The sequence below is a fragment of the Variovorax sp. Varisp85 genome (assembly GCF_047304045.1).
Taxonomy (GTDB): Bacteria; Pseudomonadota; Gammaproteobacteria; order Burkholderiales; family Burkholderiaceae_C; genus Variovorax.
Window position 1 is genome coordinate 76,962 of record NZ_JBGLYN010000009.1, and the last position, 16,527, is coordinate 93,488.

Consider the following 16,527-nt stretch of genomic DNA (forward strand, 5'->3'; position numbering starts at 1 on the left):
TGCTACTACAAAGGCAGCCTTGACAATAACTGCCTCGGCAACTAATATTCGACCCATGAGCGATGCAACTACCCCCCAAGCCCCGTCGGCGCCTGCCGACGCCGAGCGTCGCGCGCCTGCAGCCTTCTACAGCCCGGAAACCTACCGTACCGAAGAAAGCATCGGCTACCTGATGCGCCGCATCGTCACGGCGGTCGGCCAGTCGGTCGAAAACCGCATGTGCGAGCCGGGCAGCCCGACCTATCCGCAGTGGGTGCCTCTCTATAAATTGCATGTAGGCGCCGCTACCACCGTGGCCGAACTGGCCCGTGCCTGCGAACTCGACACCGGCGCCATGACGCGCCTGCTCGACCGCCTCGAGGCCAAGGGCCTGTGCCGCCGCGTGCGATCGCTCGAAGACCGCCGCGTGGTCAATATCGAGCTCACCGACGAAGGCCGTGCCGCCGCCAAGGAAGTGCCCTACGTGCTGAGCCGTGTGCAGAACGAACACCTTGCCGGCTTCAGCACCGAAGAATGGGAGCAGCTCAAGGGGTACTTGCGCCGCATCCTCGACAACGCCCAGGCCCTCGCGGCCCGTGGAGATAAAAATGACTGAGTCCCTCGCCGTGCGCGCCGTGCGTCGCACACCCATCGTGGCCGCCGCACTGCTGGCGGTGGCATTGGCCGGCTGTGCCGACATGTCAGGCATCGGCTCGCAGGCCAAACTGCGCGACGCCTCGTCGCTGGGCATCGCGCCCGACAGCGCCGCGGCGCCGGCGTCCCGGCTCGACAGCCAATGGTGGCTGGCCTTTGGCGATACGCAGCTCGATTCGCTGATCGATCAGGCCGTGGCCGGCAACCCGAACTTGCAGGTCGCTCAAGCCCGCCTTGCGCGTGCGCAGGCCTCGGCGGACATTGCCGGCGCGGCGCTCAAGCCGCAGGTCAAGGGCGACCTCGACCTGAAGCGCCAGAAGTTCAACACCAACTACATCTACCCCGCACCGCTGGGCGGCTCGACGCAGAACATCGGCCTGCTGCAGCTCAGCGCCAGCTGGGAACTCGACTTCTTCGGCAAGAACCGCAGCGCGCTCGACACCGCCATCGGCGCGGCCAACGCCGCGGCCGCCGATGCGGATGCCGCACGCGTGCTGCTCGCGAGCAACGTGGCGCGCAGCTACTTCCAGTGGGCGCGCCTGAACGACCAGCTCACCGTTGCCGGGCGCACGCTGGCGCAGCGCGACGAAACGCTCAAGCTCGTGCGCGACCGCGTGTCCGCCGGCCTCGACACCCGTCTCGAACTGCGCCAGAGCGAAGGCGGCCTGCCCGAGGCACGCCAGCAGATCGAATCGCTCAACGAGCAGATCGCGCTGCAGCAGCACGCACTCGATGCGCTGGTCGGCCAGCCGAACGTGTCGGCATCGCTCAAGCCGCCGGTGCTGGCGAACGTCAAACCGATGGCGCTGCAGGCGAACATTCCGGCCGACCTGCTGGGCCGCCGCGCCGACATCGCCGCCGCGCGCTGGCGCGTCGAGGCCGCCACGAGTGACGTGGCCAATGCCAAGACCCTGTTCTATCCCAACGTGAATCTCACGGCCTTCGCCGGCTTCCAGAGCCTGGGCTTCGGCAAACTGCTGAAGTCGGGCAGCGAGCAATGGGGCGTGGGCCCCGCCATCACGCTGCCGATCTTCGAAGGCGGCAAGCTGCGGGCCAACCTGCGCGGCAAGTCGGCCGACCTCGACGTGGCCATCGAAAGCTACAACGCCACCGTGCTCGACGCGGTGCGCGACGCGGCTGACCAGGCCACCAGCGCGCAGTCGATCGCGCGCCAGCAAGCTGAACAACGCGCCGCGCAGGCCGCTGCCGAGGGCGCCTACGACATCGCCGTGCAGCGTTACCGCGCGGGCCTCGGCAACTACCTCAACGTGCTGACGGCGGAAACCTCCGTGCTGGCGCAGCGCCGGCTGGCGGTCGACCTGGCCGCCCGCGCGCTCGACACACAGGTAGGTCTGGCGCGCGCGCTGGGCGGCGGCTGGCAGCCCCCGGCCACCGCCACGGCAGCGGCGCCATCAGCCGCAATGAACTGACATCACCCGAACCAGTCCGATTTTTTCGTCTTCGGAAAGAACTTCATCATGAGCGACAACAACACTCCGACGTCCGCTGCAGCCGCAGCTTCCGCAGCCCCCGAGGCGCCCGCCGGCAATGGCAAGCGCCGCCGCGCGCTCACCGCGCTCGCCGCGGTGGTGATCGTCGCCGGCGGCGGCTGGGGTGTCTACGAATGGCTGGTCGCCAGCCACTACGAGGACACCGACAACGCCTACGTGCAGGGCAACGTGATCCAGATCACGCCGCAGATCGGCGGCACCGTGATGGCCATCAACGCCGATGACACCGACTTCGTGAAGGCCGGCCAGCCGCTGGTGCAACTCGACCCGGCCGATGCCAAGGTGTCGCTCGAACAGGCCGAAGCCGCGCTCGCGCAGGCCGTGCGCCAGGTGCGCACGCTGTACGCCAACAACGGCTCGCTGGCCGCGCAGGTCACGCTGCGCCAGGCCGACATCGTCAAGGCGCAGAGCGACATCGCCAAGGCGCAGGACGACCTGCAGCGCCGCCGCGCGCTGTCGGGCAACGGCGCCGTGTCGAAGGAAGAGCTCAACCATGCCGAAACGCAGCTCGACACCGCCAAGAGCCAGCTCGCAGCGGCGCAGGCCGGCGTGGTCGCCGCGAAGGAAGCCCTGGTCAGCAACCAGTCGCTGACCGAAGGCACCAGCGTGGCCCAGCACCCCAGCGTGCTGGCCGCTGCCGCCAAGGTGCGCGAGGCCTACCTCGCCACGCAGCGCGTGGCCATGCCCGCGCCGGTCGACGGCTACGTCGCCAAGCGCACCGTGCAGCTCGGCCAGCGCGTGGCCGCCGGCACGCCGATGATGTCGATCGTGCCGCTCAACCAGCTGTGGGTCGACGCCAACTTCAAGGAAGTGCAGTTGCGCAACATCCGCATCGACCAGCCCGTGAAGCTCACGGCCGACGTCTACGGCAAGAAGATCGAATACAGCGGCAAGGTCGCGGGCCTCGGCGTGGGCACGGGCAGCGCGTTTGCGCTGCTGCCCGCGCAGAACGCCACCGGCAACTGGATCAAGGTGGTGCAGCGCGTGCCCGTGCGCATCGCGCTCGACCCGGAGCAGCTCAAGTCCAACCCGCTGCGCATCGGCCTGTCGATGGATGCCGAGATCGACATCTCCTCGAAGAGCGGCAAGATGCTCGCCGACGCGCCGCGCGCCGCTGCGCTCACGCAGACGCAGGTCTACAGCCAGCTCGACCGCGGCGCCGACGCCGAAGTGGAGCGCATCGTCGCGGCCAACCTCGGCCGCAGCGCGTCGGCCACGGCAGCTGCCGCACCGGCGAAGAACCCGACAGCGCCTGCCACGTCGGTGGCCGCGCAGGGGCAACCGGGCTGATCGCCCGGAGTTTCTTCCTCAGGTAAACAGTTCGCCCATGGCCACCGCTGCTCCTGCTTACGTCGCGCATCCGCCGCTCGAGGGCGCAGCCCGCCTCTGGGGCACGGTCGCGCTGTCTGCGGCAACCTTCATGAACGTGCTCGACTCGTCGATCGCGAACGTGTCGCTGCCTGCCATCTCCGGTGACCTGGGCGTGAGCACCACGCAGGGTACCTGGGTCATCACCAGCTTCGCGGTGGCCAACGCCATCGCGGTGCCGCTCACTGGCTTCATGACGCAGCGCTTCGGACAGGTGCGCCTGTTCATGGCCAGCGTGATCCTGTTCATGATCACCTCGCTGATGTGCGGCCTGGCGCCGAACATGACGACGCTGATCGCCTTTCGCGCCCTGCAGGGCTTCGTTGCGGGCCCGATGATCCCGCTGTCGCAGACGCTGCTGCTGTCGAGCTATCCGCGCGCCAAGGCGGGCCTCGCGATGGCGATGTGGTCGATGACCACGCTGGTCGCGCCGGTGATGGGGCCGCTGCTCGGCGGCTGGATCACCGACAACATCTCGTGGCCGTGGATCTTCTACATCAACATCCCCGTGGGCATCGTCGCCGCGGCCATCACTTGGGCGCTGTACCGTCACCGCGAGAGCGCCACGCACAAAGTGCCGATCGACGCCATCGGCCTTGCGCTGCTGGTGCTGTGGGTGGGCTCGCTGCAGCTGATGCTCGACAAGGGCAAGGAACTCGACTGGTTCCACTCGGCGCAGATCATCACGCTGGCGGTGGTGGCCGTGGTCGGCTTCGCGTTCTTCCTGGTGTGGGAGCTGACCGACAAGCATCCGGTGGTCGACCTGTCGCTGTTCAAGCGCCGCAATTTCTGGTCGGGCGCCGTGGCAACGGCCGTGGCCTATGGCCTGTTCTTCGGCAACGTGGTGCTTCTGCCGCTGTGGCTGCAGCAGTGGATGGGCTACACCGCGACGCAGGCGGGCATGATCATGGCGCCTGTCGGGCTGCTGGCGATCTTCTTCTCTCCGGTGGTGGGGCTCACGGTGGCCAAGATCGACCCGCGCCGCTATGCGACCTTCTCGTTCCTGGTGTTCGCGCTGGTGCTGTGGATGCGCTCGCACTTCAACACGCAGGCCGATTTCGTGACGATCATCATCCCGACGATCATCCAGGGCATCGCGATGGCGTTCTTCTTCATTCCGCTCGTGACCATCACGTTGTCGGGCCTCACGCCCGACCGCATTCCGGCCGCGTCGGGACTGTCGAACTTCCTGCGGATCACCGCGGGCGCGATGGGCACGTCGATCACCACCACGTTGTGGGAGAACCGCGCGGCGCTGCATCACTCGCAATTGGCGGAGACCGTGAACCAGGGCAACAACGCGGCGACCAGCGCGATGTCGGGCCTCGCGGGCAGCGGCTTCAGCAGCGAGCAGGTGCTGGGGCAGCTGAACCGCATCGTCGACCAGCAGTCGTTCATGCTGGCGACCAACGACATCTTCTATGCGTCGGCGATCCTGTTCCTGCTGCTGATCCCGCTGGTGTGGTTGGCGCGGCCGCAGCGCGGCGGTGCCGGCAGCGACGCCGCAGCCGGCGCGCACTGAGCGCGCACACCATCGCCTCATCGACCCCCAGCCTCCGCAAGGAGCCTGGGGGTTTTCTTTGTCGCTGCGACGACAGTCCCGATTCGGATGCCGCACAGGTCCGTGCAGGTTGCACTGCAGCATAGGCATTTGCCCCAGTATCCAAGCGAGTGGCACGCACGAACAATCGGTCCGCGCTCAATGGTGGCGCATTGGGATGGACCGCATGACCGACTTTCTTTTTCCGAATCCGGGCGACCTCGCGAGATGAGCGACGTCATCCTCGAAACACGCGAGCTCACCAAGGAATTCAAGGGGTTCACTGCCGTCAGCAAGGTCAATCTCTCGGTGGTGCGCGGCTCGATCCATGCGCTGATCGGCCCGAACGGCGCCGGCAAGACGACCTGCTTCAACCTGCTCACCAAGTTCCTCGAGCCGACCACCGGCACGATCCTCTTCAACGGACAGGACATCACCGGCGAGCGGCCCGCGCAGATCGCGCGGCGCGGCATCATCCGCTCGTTCCAGATCTCTGCCGTGTTCCCGCACCTCACGCTGCTCGAGAACGTGCGCCTGGGCCTGCAGCGCCGGCTGGGCACTTCGTACCACTTCTGGAAGAGCGAGAAGTCGCTCAAGCCGCTCGACGCGCGCGCCCGCGAACTGCTCGCCGAAGTGGGCCTCGAGGCACTCGCCGACGAACAGACCGTGAACCTGCCGTACGGCCGCAAGCGCGCGCTCGAGATCGCGACCACGCTGGCCATGGAGCCCGAGCTGATGCTGCTCGACGAGCCCACGCAGGGCATGGGCCATGAAGACGTGCACCGCGTGGCCGAACTCATCAAGCGCGTGTCGGCCGGACGCACCATCCTGATGGTCGAACACAACATGAGCGTGGTCTCCACCATCGCCGACACCATCACCGTGCTGCAGCGCGGCGCCGTGCTGGCCGAAGGACCTTACGCCGAAGTCTCCGCGAATCCCCAGGTCATGGAGGCCTACATGGGCACCACCGACGGCCAGCTGCAAGGGGCCCACTGATGACCGCGGCACTTCAGATCAAGGGCCTGCAAGCCTGGTACGGCGAATCGCACGTGCTGCATGGCGTCGACATGGTCGTGCAGCCGGGCGAAGTCGTCACGCTGCTGGGCCGCAACGGCGCGGGCCGCACCACCACGCTGCGCGCCATCATGGGGCTCACCGGCGCGCGCAAGGGCAGCATCGAGGTCAACGGCAAGGAGACCATCGGCATGCCGACGCACCGCATCGCGCACCTCGGCATCGGCTATTGCCCGGAGGAGCGCGGCATCTTCGCGAGCCTTTCGTGTGAAGAAAACCTCTTGCTGCCGCCCGAGCTGAAAGGCGCGGGGCAGGGCATGTCGGTCGAAGAGATCTACGCCATGTTCCCCAACCTCGCCGAGCGCCGCCACAGCCAGGGCACGCGCCTGTCGGGCGGCGAGCAGCAGATGCTGGCCGTGGCGCGCATCCTGCGCACCGGCGCCAAGCTGCTGCTGCTCGACGAAATCTCCGAGGGCCTCGCGCCAGTCATCGTGCAGGCGCTGGCCCGAATGATCACCATGCTGCGCGCCAAGGGCTACACCATCGTCATGGTGGAGCAGAACTTCCGCTTCGCGGCGCCGTTGGCGGACCGCTTCTATGTGATGGAGCATGGCCGCATCGTCGAAAAATTCGGCGCGGCCGAACTTGAAGCCAAGATGCCGGTGCTCACCGAACTGCTCGGCGTCTGAACTCGAACACCCAACAAGATTTTTCAGGAGACCCAACACCATGAACAAGAAACTCGGACTCATCGCCACCGCCGTCGCCATCCTCGCCTTGAGCGCAGGCGCTGTGCAGGCGCAGGAAAAAGTGAAGATCGGTTTCGTCACCGATATGTCGAGTCTCTACGCCGACCTAGAAGGCAAGGGCGGCGCCACCGCCATCCAGATGGCCATCGACGACTTCGGCGGCAAGGTGCTGGGCCAACCCATCGAACTGCTGACGGCCGACCACCAGAACAAGGCCGACATCGCCGCTTCCAAGGCGCGCGAATGGATCGACACCGCTGGCGTGACCATGGTTTTCGGCGGCACCAACTCCGGCACCGCGCTGGCCACCGCCAAGGTGGCGGAAGAGAAAAAGCGCGTGTACTTCAACAACGGCGCCGGCAGCTCGGTGCTCACCAACGAGCAGTGCAGCCCCTACACCGTCCACTATGCCTACGACACCGTGGCGCTGGCCAAGGGCACCGGCGCGGCCGTGGTCGATCGCGGCGGCAAGAGCTGGTTCTTCCTGACGGCCGACTACGCCTTCGGCCACGCACTCGAAGCCGACACCACCAAGGTGGTGAAAGAGAAGGGCGGCACGGTGGTGGGCGCGGTGCGCCATCCGCTGAACGCATCCGACTTCTCGTCGTTCCTGCTGCAGGCGCAGAACTCCAAGGCGCAGATCCTCGGCCTGGCCAACGCCGGCGGCGACACCATCAATTCGATCAAGGCCGCCAAGGAGTTCGGCATCAACAAGACCATGAAGACCGCCGGCCTGCTGGTCTTCCTGAGCGACATCCACAGCCTGGGCCTGAGGAACACCGAAGGCCTGCTGCACACCACCAGCTGGTATTGGGACCTGAACGACGACACGCGCAAGTTCGCCAACCGCTTCTTCGAGAAGACCAAGCGCATGCCCACCGACGTGCAGGCTGCCGACTACTCGGCCACCACCACCTACCTGAAGGCCGTGGCCGCCGCCAAGACGACCGACTCCGACAAGGTGATGGCGCAACTCAAGAGCATGAAGGTTGACGACTTCTACGCCAAGGGTCAGATCCGCGCCGACGGCAGCTTCATCCACGACATGTACCTGGTCGAAGTGAAGTCGCCCGCCGAATCGAAGAAGCCTTGGGACTACCTGAAGGTGCTCAAGACCCTGCCGGGCGACCAGGTCTTCACGGCCAAGGCAGAAACCAAGTGCGCCAGCTGGAAGTGATGCTCGCCCTCACGACTTTCCGTTCCTTCTCCAGGAGTTCCCGACCATGAAAAAGACGTTCGTGCTTTCCGGCCTGTCCCTTGCCATGGCGCTTGCCGCGGGCGCCGTCCAGGCCCAGGACAAGGTCAAGATCGGCTTCATCACCGACATGTCGAGCCTCTACGCGGACGTGGAGGGCAAGAACGGCGCCCTCGCGATCCAGATGGCCATCGACGACTTCGGCGGCAAGGTCAACGGCATGCCCATCGAGCTGCTGCAGGCCGACCACCAGAACAAGGCCGACATCGCGGCTTCCAAGGCGCGCGAATGGATCGACACGCAGGGCCTGACGATGCTGTTCGGCGGCACCAGCTCGGGCACGGCGCTGGCCATGGCCAAGGTGGCGCAGGAGAAGAAGCGCGTGTTCGTCGTGAACGGTGCCGGCAGTTCGGCGCTCACCAATGAGCAGTGCAGCCCCTACACCGTGCACTACGCCTACGACACCGTGGCGCTGGCCAAGGGCACGGGCAGCGCCGTGATCGCACGCGGCGACAAGAGCTGGTACTTCCTGACGGCCGACTATGCCTTTGGCCAGGCACTGGAAGCCGACGCGTCCAAGGTCGTGAAGGAGAAGGGCGGCACCGTGGTGGGCAGCGTGAAGCATCCGCTCAACACCTCCGACTTCTCCTCGTTCCTGCTGCAGGCGCAGAACTCCAAGGCCCAGGTGCTGGCGCTGGCCAATGCGGGCGGCGACACCATCAACTCGATCAAGGCCGCCAAGGAATTCGGCATCACCAAGACCATGAAGATGGTCGGCCTGCTGGTGTTCGTGACCGACGTGCACAGCCTGGGCCTGAAGAACACCGAAGGCCTGCTGCTCACCACCAGCTGGGACTGGAACCTCGACGACAAGACGCGCGCCTTTGGCAAGCGCTTCTTCGAGAAGACCAAGCGAATGCCCACCGACATCCAGGCCGCCGACTATTCGGCCACCATGACCTACCTGAAGGCCGTGCAGGCCGCCAAGACGGTCGATGCCGACAAGGTGATGGAGGCGCTCAAGAAGACCCCCGTCGACGACTTCTATGCCAAGGGCAGCATCCGCGCCGACGGCCGTTTCGTGCACGACATGTACCTTGTGCAGGTCAAGTCGCCGGCCGAATCCAAGCAGCCGTGGGACTACTACAAGGTGGTCCAGAAGCTGAAGGGCGAAGAGGTCTTCACGACGAAGGCCGAGAGCAAGTGTGCCCTCTGGAAGTGATCTCCCGCGGGCGCGCAGCCGCCCGGGTTCGTTGAAACACTTATGACCATTTCCCTTCCTGCGTTGTTGAGCCAGCTCCTCCTGGGGCTGGTCAACGGCTCGTTCTACGCCATCCTGAGCCTCGGGCTGGCGGTGATCTTCGGCCTGCTCAACGTCATCAACTTCGCGCATGGCGCGCTGTTCATGCTGGGCGCCGTCCTGACATGGATGGCGATGGAGTATCTCGGCGTCAACTACTGGGTGATGCTGATCGCGGCGCCCATCGTCATCGGCATCTTCGGCGTGCTCATCGAGCGCCTGCTGCTGCGCTGGATCTACAAGCTCGACCACCTCTACGGCCTCTTGCTCACGCTGGGCCTCACGCTGCTGATCGAGGGCGTGTTCCGCTCGGTCTACGGCGTGTCGGGGCTGCCCTACGACGCGCCCGATGCGCTGTCGAGTTCCACCGACCTGGGCTTCATGGTGCTGCCGAACTATCGCGCCTGGGTGGTCGTTGCATCGCTGGTGATCTGCTTTGCGACCTGGTTCGTGATCGAGAAGACCCGCCTGGGCGCCTACCTGCGCGCCGGCACCGAGAACCCGCGGCTGGTGGAGGCCTTCGGCGTCAACGTGCCGCTGATGATCACGCTGACCTATGCCTTCGGCTGCGCGCTCGCGGCCTTCGCCGGCGTGCTCGCTGCACCGGTGATGCAGGTGTCGCCGCTGATGGGGCAGAACCTCATCATCGTGGTGTTCGCGGTGGTCGTGATCGGCGGCATGGGTTCGATCATGGGCGCCATCCTCACGGGTCTCGGGCTCGGCGTGATCGAAGGGTTCACCAAGGTTTTCTATCCCGAGGCATCGTCTACGGTTGTGTTCGTGATCATGGTCATCGTGCTGTTGATTCGCCCCGCCGGCCTGTTCGGCAAAGAAAAATAAGGCGAGTGGCATGAACACGAAAAAAATCTCCCTCATCGTCTACGCACTTCTGCTGGTGGCGCTCGTCGCGGCGCCGTTCTTCGGCGCCTACCCGGTGTTCGTGATGAAGCTCATGTGCTTCGCGCTGTTCGCCGCGGCCTTCAACCTGCTGCTGGGCTTCACGGGCCTGCTGTCGTTCGGCCACGCGGCCTTCCTCGGCGGCTCCGCGTACGTGGCGGGCCATGCCATCAAGGTCTGGGGGCTCACGCCTGAACTGGGCCTGATCGCGGGCACGCTCAGCGGCGCTTTCCTCGGCTGGATCTTCGGCGTGCTGGCCATTCGCCGCCAGGGCATCTACTTCGCGATGATCACGCTGGCGCTCGCGCAGATGATGTTCTTCGTCGCCCTGCAGGCCAAGTTCACCGGCGGCGAAGACGGCCTGCAGGGCGTGCCGCGCGGCAAGCTGTTCGGCCTGGTCGACCTGTCCAACGACCTCACGATGTACTACGTGGCACTGGTCATCGTGGTCGCGGCCTTCCTGCTGATCGTGCGCACCATCCACTCGCCCTTCGGGCAGGTGCTCAAGGGCATCAAGGAGAACGAGCCGCGCGCGCTGTCGCTGGGCTACGACGTGAGCCGCTTCAAGCTGCTGGCTTTCGTGATCTCGGCGGCGCTGTCGGGACTGGCCGGTTCGCTCAAGACGCTGGTGCTGGGCTTCGCCACGCTGTCGGACGTGCACTGGACCGCTTCGGGCCAGGTCATCCTGATGACGCTGGTGGGCGGCCTGGGCACGCTCTCGGGTCCGCTGGTGGGCTCGGCCGTGGTGGTGCTGCTCGAGAACAAGATCGGCGAACTCGGCAACCTGCTTGCGCGCATCACGACGGTGGACTGGTTCAACACGCTGGGCGAGTCGGTGACCATGGTCACGGGCCTGATCTTCGTGATCTGCGTGCTGGCCTTCCGCAAGGGGATCATGGGCGAGATCATCGCGTTCATCGACAGGCGGCGGGCGAAGTAATGCGCGGCCAACAAAAAAGGGAGCCTGGGCTCCCTTTGTGTTTGCGGATCAGCAATCGGTAATTAGCAGTTGCCTTTTTTCGCCTGGCCGGGCGGGCAGAAATCGCGATCGCGGTCATGGCCGTGCCGATGGCCGCCGTCGTGGTGGCGGTGGTCGTCTTCCCATTCGCGCTCGCGGCGGGCTTCACGGCGGGCTTCTTGCCGGCGCCAGTCGCCTTCGGTCCAGCGCCAGCCGCCGCGGTCTTCGACCCAGCGGCCTGGGGCATAGGCGTATCCCGCGCGCTCGGGCTGCCAGCCGCCCGGGCGCCATCCGTAGGCGCGGCCGTCCCAGGCCCAGCGGCCCGGTACCCAGACGAAGCCGCCGCGTGGCGGGGGCAGAGGCTCGTAGCGCGGCGGCGGCGGTGCCGTCATCACCAGTCCGGGCACGTTGATGTTGACCGAGACTTGCGCGTTGGCGGCAATGGGGCTTGCAAGGATGGAAAGGGCGCCGGCCGCGGCCAGCACTGCGATTCGAATCTTCATGGATGATCCTCCGTTTTAAATGAGTGGGGCACGATTCCCAACGCAGGCGGCAAGGAATCGGTTGTCAGGCCTTGTGCGCGGCTACAACAGTTACAGCTTCAGCGGTGCGGCGTAGCCGGTCATTTCCAGATAGCCGCGGCCCACGCGGTGGCCTTGGACATCGAGCAGTTCGCTCACGCCTTCCCAGTACACGCCGCCGGTCGAACCGCGGCTGTCGAGTTCCTGGTCGTCGAGCAAGGCGCGCACTTCGAAGTTGCCGGCGGGCGTTTGCACGCGCCATTGCGTCGGGTACTTCGCCTGCGTGCGCGGACTGTTCCAGGTCTTGAGGGCTTCGAAGCGCACTTCGTCATTCCTGAAGGTTCGTGCCGCGCCATCGCGCTGGCGGAACGAGCCACCGGTCCACAGCGCGCTGCCGTCGCTGCGCCGCAGGCGGAAGGCGGTGAGGGCGCTGCCGTCGTCGAGGTTCATGCCGATCCAGTCCCAGCCCACGGCCTCGGGGTGCATCAGCGCTTCGCTCCATTCGTGGTCGAGCCACGCGGCGCCGGCGATATCGAAGGCTTGTCCCTTGAGCGTGAGCCTGCCCTGGGCCTTGAGCTGCGGCTCGCTGTAGTAGTAGCTCGCCTGCGATGCCTCGGGGCCCTTGCGCGAGAGGCCGGCGTTGCCTTGCAGAAGCACCGGCTGCGTCGGCGTGAAGCGCAGCTCGAGCGTGAATTCGCCGGCCGGAACGCGCGCAACGTAGAGCCCGTTCTCCCGCACCAGCGACCAGTCGCGGATGCGCACGTCGGTGTCGTTGGTGCGGGCTTCGGCCACGCCAAAGCCCGCGCGTGCGATGCGCTGGTCGTGCAGCAGCACGCGGCCTTCGAGGTCGGTGACGGCCGCGTGCGCGAACACGAGATGCTTCGCGGCGAAGGCCGAGCGCATGCCCTGCGTGGCGTCGACGCGCGAGCGGAAGAAGGTCACCTGGAAGCCGAACTCTCGTCCGCCCGGAGTCTTCGCGTGGCCGGTGACGTACCACCATTCGGTGTGCAGGTCGGGGTGGCTGCCGAAGTCGCGCGGGAACTCCATCCGGCGCTCGGGCAGTGCCCACGCCGTCAGCGGCCCGGCCGCGAGCGCCGCCAGCAGCAGGCCGCGCCGCGAGAGGCCGAACAGCGGCGAAGGAGGAGGCCTCATGCCGCCACCAGCGCATCGATGCGCCGCTGCGCCGGCGCGATGTCGCCGAAGGCATTCCGCACCCAGGCCGCATCGTGGTAGCTCGGCAGATAGCGCTCGCCCGCATCGCACAGCAGCGAAAGAATGGAGCCCTGCTGTCCCGCCGCGCGCATTTCGTGCGCCACGGCCAGCATGCCGATGAAGTTGGTGCCCGTCGACGGCCCGACCTTGCGGCCCAGCAGTGCCGACAGTGCATGCATCGCCGCCACCGAGTCGAGGTTCGGCACTTCGATCATCCGGTCGACCAGCGTGCGGATGAAGCTGGGCTCCACGCGCGGCCGGCCGATGCCTTCGATGCGTGAGCCCGCGTCCGTCAGCGAGGCATCGCCCGTGCGGTGGTAGGCCGAGAACACGGAGCCCTCGGGGTCGGGCACGCACACCTGCGTGTCGTGGCAGCGATAGCGCAGGTAGCGCCCGATGGTCGCGCTGGTGCCGCCCGTACCCGCGCCCACCACGATCCACTTCGGCACCGGATGCCGCTCGCGCGCCATCTGCTGGAACATGCTCTCTGCGATGTTGTTGTTGCCGCGCCAGTCGGTCGCGCGCTCGGCATACGTGAACTGGTCCATGTAGTAGCCGCCGCTGCGCTCGGCCAGCGCGCGCGCCTCTTCGTACACCTGGGCGGCATGGTCCACGAAGTGGCAGCTCGCGCCGTAGAAGGCGATCTGCGCGACCTTCTCGGGCGAGGTGGTACGCGGCATCACGGCGATGAAGGGCAGGCCCAGCAGCCGCGCGAAGTAGGCCTCGCTCACGGCCGTGGAGCCGCTCGAGGCCTCGACGATGGTGGTGCCCTCGCGCACCCAGCCGTTGCACAGCGCGTAGAGAAAGAGCGAACGCGCGAGCCGGTGCTTGAGGCTGCCGGTCGGGTGCGTCGATTCGTCCTTCAGGTAGAGGTCGATGCCGTGCGCCGCGAGCGAGGGCAGGGGCAGCGGGATCAGGTGCGTGTCGGCGCTGCGCTGGTAGTCGGCCTCGATGCGGCGGATGGCGCTGTCGAGCCAGGCGTTGCAGGACGAAGAAGAAAGTATTTGCTGCATATCGGCCTCAGTCTACAAGTCATGGTTTGTAACCCGGCGCGGCCGTAAATCGGGATACTGTGCGCTGCCGCTCACAAGGCAGAGGAGACGGAGACACATGAAAAAAACGAACCTGGGCGCCGTTGCGCTCGCGGCCCTCGCGTTGTCCGGCTGCGCCAGCAGCCCCTCCGGCAACGGCATGCCGACGCGGCCCTCCTCGTCGTTCGCAGTGCCGGGGCTCGAGAAGCCCGCCGAGGTGCTGATCGACCGCTGGGGCGTGCCGCATCTCTATGCGGGCACGCTCTACGACGCCTTCGTGGCGCAGGGCTACATCGCCGCGCGCGACAGGCTCTGGCAGATGGACCTGTGGCGCAAACGCGGCCTCGGCGAAATGGCCAGGGACTTCGGCCCGGCCTGGGTCGAGAGCGATCGCGCCGCGCGCGCCGTGCTCTACCGCGGCGACATGTACCGCGAATGGCTCGCCTACGGCTCCGACGCCAAGCGCGTGGCTGAAGCCTTCACCGCGGGTGTCAACGCCTACGTGGCGCAGGTGCGCGCACAGCCCGCACTGCTGCCCGCAGAATTCGCGCTGCTCGGCTACCAGCCCGCGACATGGTCGCCCGAGGACGTGGTGCGCATCCGCCACCACGGCCTCACGCTCAACTTCACTTCCGAGATCGAACGCGCCCGCGCGTTCTGCGGGGGCGCTGCCGGCGTCAAGGCCGACTGGCTGCGCCGCGAGCTCGATCCGCCCGTCACGCCGCGCGTGCCGCCGGGGCTCGACCCGTGCGGCATTCCGGCCACCGAATTGCGCGCGGCCTACCTGCGCGCCACCGAGCCGCCGCAGTTCACCAAGGCCAATACGCGGTTGGGCGTGAACGCGGGCGCGACTGTCGTGCCCGTGGCCCTGCTGCCCGGCAGCGCGGAAGCCACGGCGCAGCTGGGAGAAGAGCAGCAGCAAGCGTCGCAGGGCGACCCGACTGGCGCCTACGGCAGCAACAACTGGGTGATCTCGCCGAAGCTCACCGCCACCGGCCGGCCCATCCTGGCCAACGACCCGCACCGCTTGCACGGCGCGCCGAGCCTGCGCTACATGACGCACCTGAGCGCGCCTGGCATGGACGCCATCGGCGCAGGCGAGCCTTTCCTGCCGGGCCTGTCGATCGGCCACAACGGCACCATCGCCTTCGGCCTCACGCGCTTCTACATGGACCAGGAAGACCTGTACGTGTACCAGCTCAACCCGAGCGACCCCGGCGAGTACCGCTACCAGGGCCGCTGGGAGCCGATGACGCGCGTCACGGAGCGCATCGAGGTGAAGGGCGAGAGCGCGCCGCGCGAGGTGGTCAACACCTTCACCCGCCACGGCCCCGTGCTGCTGGCCGAGCCCGGCAAGCAGCGCGCGTATGCGTTGCGCGCCGCGTGGCTGGAGCCTGGCATGGCGCCGTATTTCGGTTCGATGGACTACATGCGCGCGCGCAACTGGGACCAGTTTCGCGCGGCCATGAACCGCTGGGGCGCGCCAGGCGAAAACCAGGTCTACGCCGACACCAGCGGCAACGTCGGCTGGATTCCCGGCGGCCTCACGCCCATCCGGCCCAACTGGGACGGCCTGATGCCGGTGCCCGGCGACGGGCGCTACGAGTGGTCGGGCTTTCGCAACGGCGACGAGTTGCCTTCGGAGTTCAACCCCGCGCGCGGCTATGTCGTGACGGCCAACGAGAACAACATTCCGCCCGACCACCCCGCCGCGAAGAAGGGCGTCGGCTACGAGTGGAGCGACGCGGCCCGCGCACGCCGCCTCAAGGCGCTGTTCGCGGCCAAGGTGGCGGCGGGTTCGCGCTTTACCGTCGAGGACTCGCAGCGCATGCAGAACGACATCGTCGCCACGCCCGCGCAGCGGCTGCTCAAGCTGCTGGCCGGCTTGCGCAGCGACGATCCGCAGACCGCTTCGGCGCTGCGCATGCTCCAGGGCTGGGACGGCGCCATGGACCGCGACAGCGCCGCCGCCGCGCTGTACGAAGTCTGGAGCAGCAAGCCCTTGCGCGCGGCCGTGCTCAAAGCCGGCGCGGGCGATGCGGGCGCCGCGCTGGCCGGGCCCGGCGACAACACGCGCATGGTGCTGCTGCTCGAGATCCCGTCCGGCTGGGTCACGAACGAGCAACGCGACGCGCTGTTGCTCGAGACCCTGCCGCTCGCCATGCAGGAACTCAGCGCCAGGCTCGGCCCCGATGCCGCCGCATGGAAGTGGGGCACGCTGCATCGCGCCGAGTTCCGCCATCCGCTGGGTGGCGTGGTCGATGCGGCCACGCGCAAGAAGCTCGACGTGGGCGACTGGCCCATGTCCGGCTCGGCCTTCACGCCGATGGCCGCCACCTATCGGCCGAGCGACTACAAGTTGACAGCGGGCGCCTCGTTCCGCATGGTGCTCGACGTGGGCAACTGGGACGCGTCGCGTGTCATCAACACGCCGGGCCAGTCGGGCAACCCCGACAGCCCCAACTACCGCGACCTGGCGCCACTGTGGTTGGAGGGCAAGTACGTGCCGCTGGTCTATACCCGCGCCGCGGTCGAGAAGGAAACCGTGGAGCGCATCCAGCTGACGCCAGGCCGCTGAGGCCGGGGCGGCAGGCG

Annotated in this window: 14 protein-coding genes; 11 read left to right on the forward strand and 3 right to left on the reverse strand. The window is 67.1% G+C overall.

Annotated elements, in window-relative coordinates:
• The first annotated feature begins 55 nt into the window (after positions 1–55).
• The 10 genes from ACCC97_RS05950 (at position 56) to ACCC97_RS05995 (ending at position 11,150) form a co-directional block, all read left to right on the forward strand.
• Complete coding sequence (locus ACCC97_RS05950) at positions 56–595, forward strand: MarR family winged helix-turn-helix transcriptional regulator (protein ID WP_042674198.1); 540 nt, start codon at positions 56–58, stop codon at positions 593–595.
• A complete protein-coding gene (locus tag ACCC97_RS05955) occupies positions 588–2,063 on the forward strand; it encodes an efflux transporter outer membrane subunit (RefSeq protein WP_413331856.1) in 1,476 nt (491 codons plus the stop codon). The genes ACCC97_RS05950 and ACCC97_RS05955 overlap by 8 nt, the downstream gene beginning before the upstream one ends.
• A gap of 48 nt (positions 2,064–2,111) precedes the next feature.
• Positions 2,112–3,434 carry an efflux RND transporter periplasmic adaptor subunit gene (locus ACCC97_RS05960; RefSeq protein WP_413312545.1) on the forward strand — a complete coding sequence of 441 codons (1,323 nt, stop codon included), beginning with the start codon at positions 2,112–2,114 and terminating at the stop codon, positions 3,432–3,434.
• 37 nt (positions 3,435–3,471) lie between these two features.
• The gene (locus ACCC97_RS05965; RefSeq protein ID WP_007837722.1) at positions 3,472–5,034 is read left to right on the forward strand and encodes a DHA2 family efflux MFS transporter permease subunit; all 1,563 of its coding nucleotides are present in this window, start codon (positions 3,472–3,474) and stop codon (positions 5,032–5,034) included.
• A gap of 246 nt (positions 5,035–5,280) precedes the next feature.
• Positions 5,281–6,051: an ABC transporter ATP-binding protein gene (locus ACCC97_RS05970; RefSeq protein WP_007837720.1), complete on the forward strand. Its 771-nt coding sequence runs from the start codon at positions 5,281–5,283 to the stop codon at positions 6,049–6,051.
• On the forward strand, positions 6,051–6,758 hold the full coding sequence (locus ACCC97_RS05975) for an ABC transporter ATP-binding protein (RefSeq protein ID WP_413312543.1): 708 nt from the start codon (positions 6,051–6,053) through the stop codon (positions 6,756–6,758). The genes ACCC97_RS05970 and ACCC97_RS05975 overlap by 1 nt, the downstream gene beginning before the upstream one ends.
• 40 nt (positions 6,759–6,798) lie before the next feature.
• Complete coding sequence (locus tag ACCC97_RS05980) at positions 6,799–7,995, forward strand: ABC transporter substrate-binding protein (RefSeq protein WP_007834406.1); 1,197 nt, start codon at positions 6,799–6,801, stop codon at positions 7,993–7,995.
• A gap of 46 nt (positions 7,996–8,041) precedes the next feature.
• Positions 8,042–9,235 carry an ABC transporter substrate-binding protein gene (locus tag ACCC97_RS05985; RefSeq protein ID WP_413312542.1) on the forward strand — a complete coding sequence of 398 codons (1,194 nt, stop codon included), beginning with the start codon at positions 8,042–8,044 and terminating at the stop codon, positions 9,233–9,235.
• A gap of 42 nt (positions 9,236–9,277) precedes the next feature.
• Complete coding sequence (locus ACCC97_RS05990; protein ID WP_056596243.1) at positions 9,278–10,153, forward strand: branched-chain amino acid ABC transporter permease; 876 nt, start codon at positions 9,278–9,280, stop codon at positions 10,151–10,153.
• 10 nt (positions 10,154–10,163) lie between these two features.
• Positions 10,164–11,150, forward strand: a complete 987-nt coding sequence (locus ACCC97_RS05995; RefSeq protein WP_413331857.1) for a branched-chain amino acid ABC transporter permease — start codon at positions 10,164–10,166, stop codon at positions 11,148–11,150.
• 62 nt (positions 11,151–11,212) lie between these two features.
• On the opposite strand, the gene ACCC97_RS06000 is transcribed toward ACCC97_RS05995, so the two are convergent.
• The 3 genes from ACCC97_RS06000 to ACCC97_RS06010 form a co-directional block, all read right to left on the reverse strand.
• Positions 11,213–11,671: a YXWGXW repeat-containing protein gene (locus ACCC97_RS06000; protein ID WP_007836611.1), complete on the reverse strand. Its 459-nt coding sequence runs from the start codon at positions 11,669–11,671 to the stop codon at positions 11,213–11,215.
• 90 nt (positions 11,672–11,761) lie between these two features.
• Positions 11,762–12,841, reverse strand: coding sequence for a lipocalin-like domain-containing protein (locus ACCC97_RS06005; RefSeq protein WP_413331858.1), 1,080 nt, complete (start codon positions 12,839–12,841; stop codon positions 11,762–11,764).
• A complete protein-coding gene (locus tag ACCC97_RS06010; RefSeq protein WP_413331859.1) occupies positions 12,838–13,914 on the reverse strand; it encodes a PLP-dependent cysteine synthase family protein in 1,077 nt (358 codons plus the stop codon). The genes ACCC97_RS06005 and ACCC97_RS06010 overlap by 4 nt, the downstream gene beginning before the upstream one ends.
• A gap of 97 nt (positions 13,915–14,011) precedes the next feature.
• Between ACCC97_RS06010 and ACCC97_RS06015 the strand changes: the two genes are divergently transcribed.
• Entirely contained in the window at positions 14,012–16,510 is a 2,499-nt protein-coding gene (locus tag ACCC97_RS06015; protein ID WP_413331860.1) for a penicillin acylase family protein, read from the forward strand.
• The last annotated feature ends 17 nt before the right edge of the window (positions 16,511–16,527 follow it).

Coding starts and splice junctions, on each gene's coding strand:
- ACCC97_RS06015 (WP_413331860.1), top strand. CDS start 14,012: ATGAAAAAAACGAACCTGGGCGCCGTTGCGCTCGCGGCCCTCGCGTTG.
- ACCC97_RS05990 (WP_056596243.1), top strand. CDS start 9,278: ATGACCATTTCCCTTCCTGCGTTGTTGAGCCAGCTCCTCCTGGGGCTG.
- ACCC97_RS06005 (WP_413331858.1), bottom strand. CDS start 12,841: ATGAGGCCTCCTCCTTCGCCGCTGTTCGGCCTCTCGCGGCGCGGCCTG.
- ACCC97_RS05950 (WP_042674198.1), top strand. CDS start 56: ATGAGCGATGCAACTACCCCCCAAGCCCCGTCGGCGCCTGCCGACGCC.
- ACCC97_RS06000 (WP_007836611.1), bottom strand. CDS start 11,671: ATGAAGATTCGAATCGCAGTGCTGGCCGCGGCCGGCGCCCTTTCCATC.
- ACCC97_RS05980 (WP_007834406.1), top strand. CDS start 6,799: ATGAACAAGAAACTCGGACTCATCGCCACCGCCGTCGCCATCCTCGCC.
- ACCC97_RS05965 (WP_007837722.1), top strand. CDS start 3,472: ATGGCCACCGCTGCTCCTGCTTACGTCGCGCATCCGCCGCTCGAGGGC.
- ACCC97_RS05995 (WP_413331857.1), top strand. CDS start 10,164: ATGAACACGAAAAAAATCTCCCTCATCGTCTACGCACTTCTGCTGGTG.
- ACCC97_RS05970 (WP_007837720.1), top strand. CDS start 5,281: ATGAGCGACGTCATCCTCGAAACACGCGAGCTCACCAAGGAATTCAAG.
- ACCC97_RS05955 (WP_413331856.1), top strand. CDS start 588: ATGACTGAGTCCCTCGCCGTGCGCGCCGTGCGTCGCACACCCATCGTG.
- ACCC97_RS06010 (WP_413331859.1), bottom strand. CDS start 13,914: ATGCAGCAAATACTTTCTTCTTCGTCCTGCAACGCCTGGCTCGACAGC.
- ACCC97_RS05985 (WP_413312542.1), top strand. CDS start 8,042: ATGAAAAAGACGTTCGTGCTTTCCGGCCTGTCCCTTGCCATGGCGCTT.
- ACCC97_RS05960 (WP_413312545.1), top strand. CDS start 2,112: ATGAGCGACAACAACACTCCGACGTCCGCTGCAGCCGCAGCTTCCGCA.
- ACCC97_RS05975 (WP_413312543.1), top strand. CDS start 6,051: ATGACCGCGGCACTTCAGATCAAGGGCCTGCAAGCCTGGTACGGCGAA.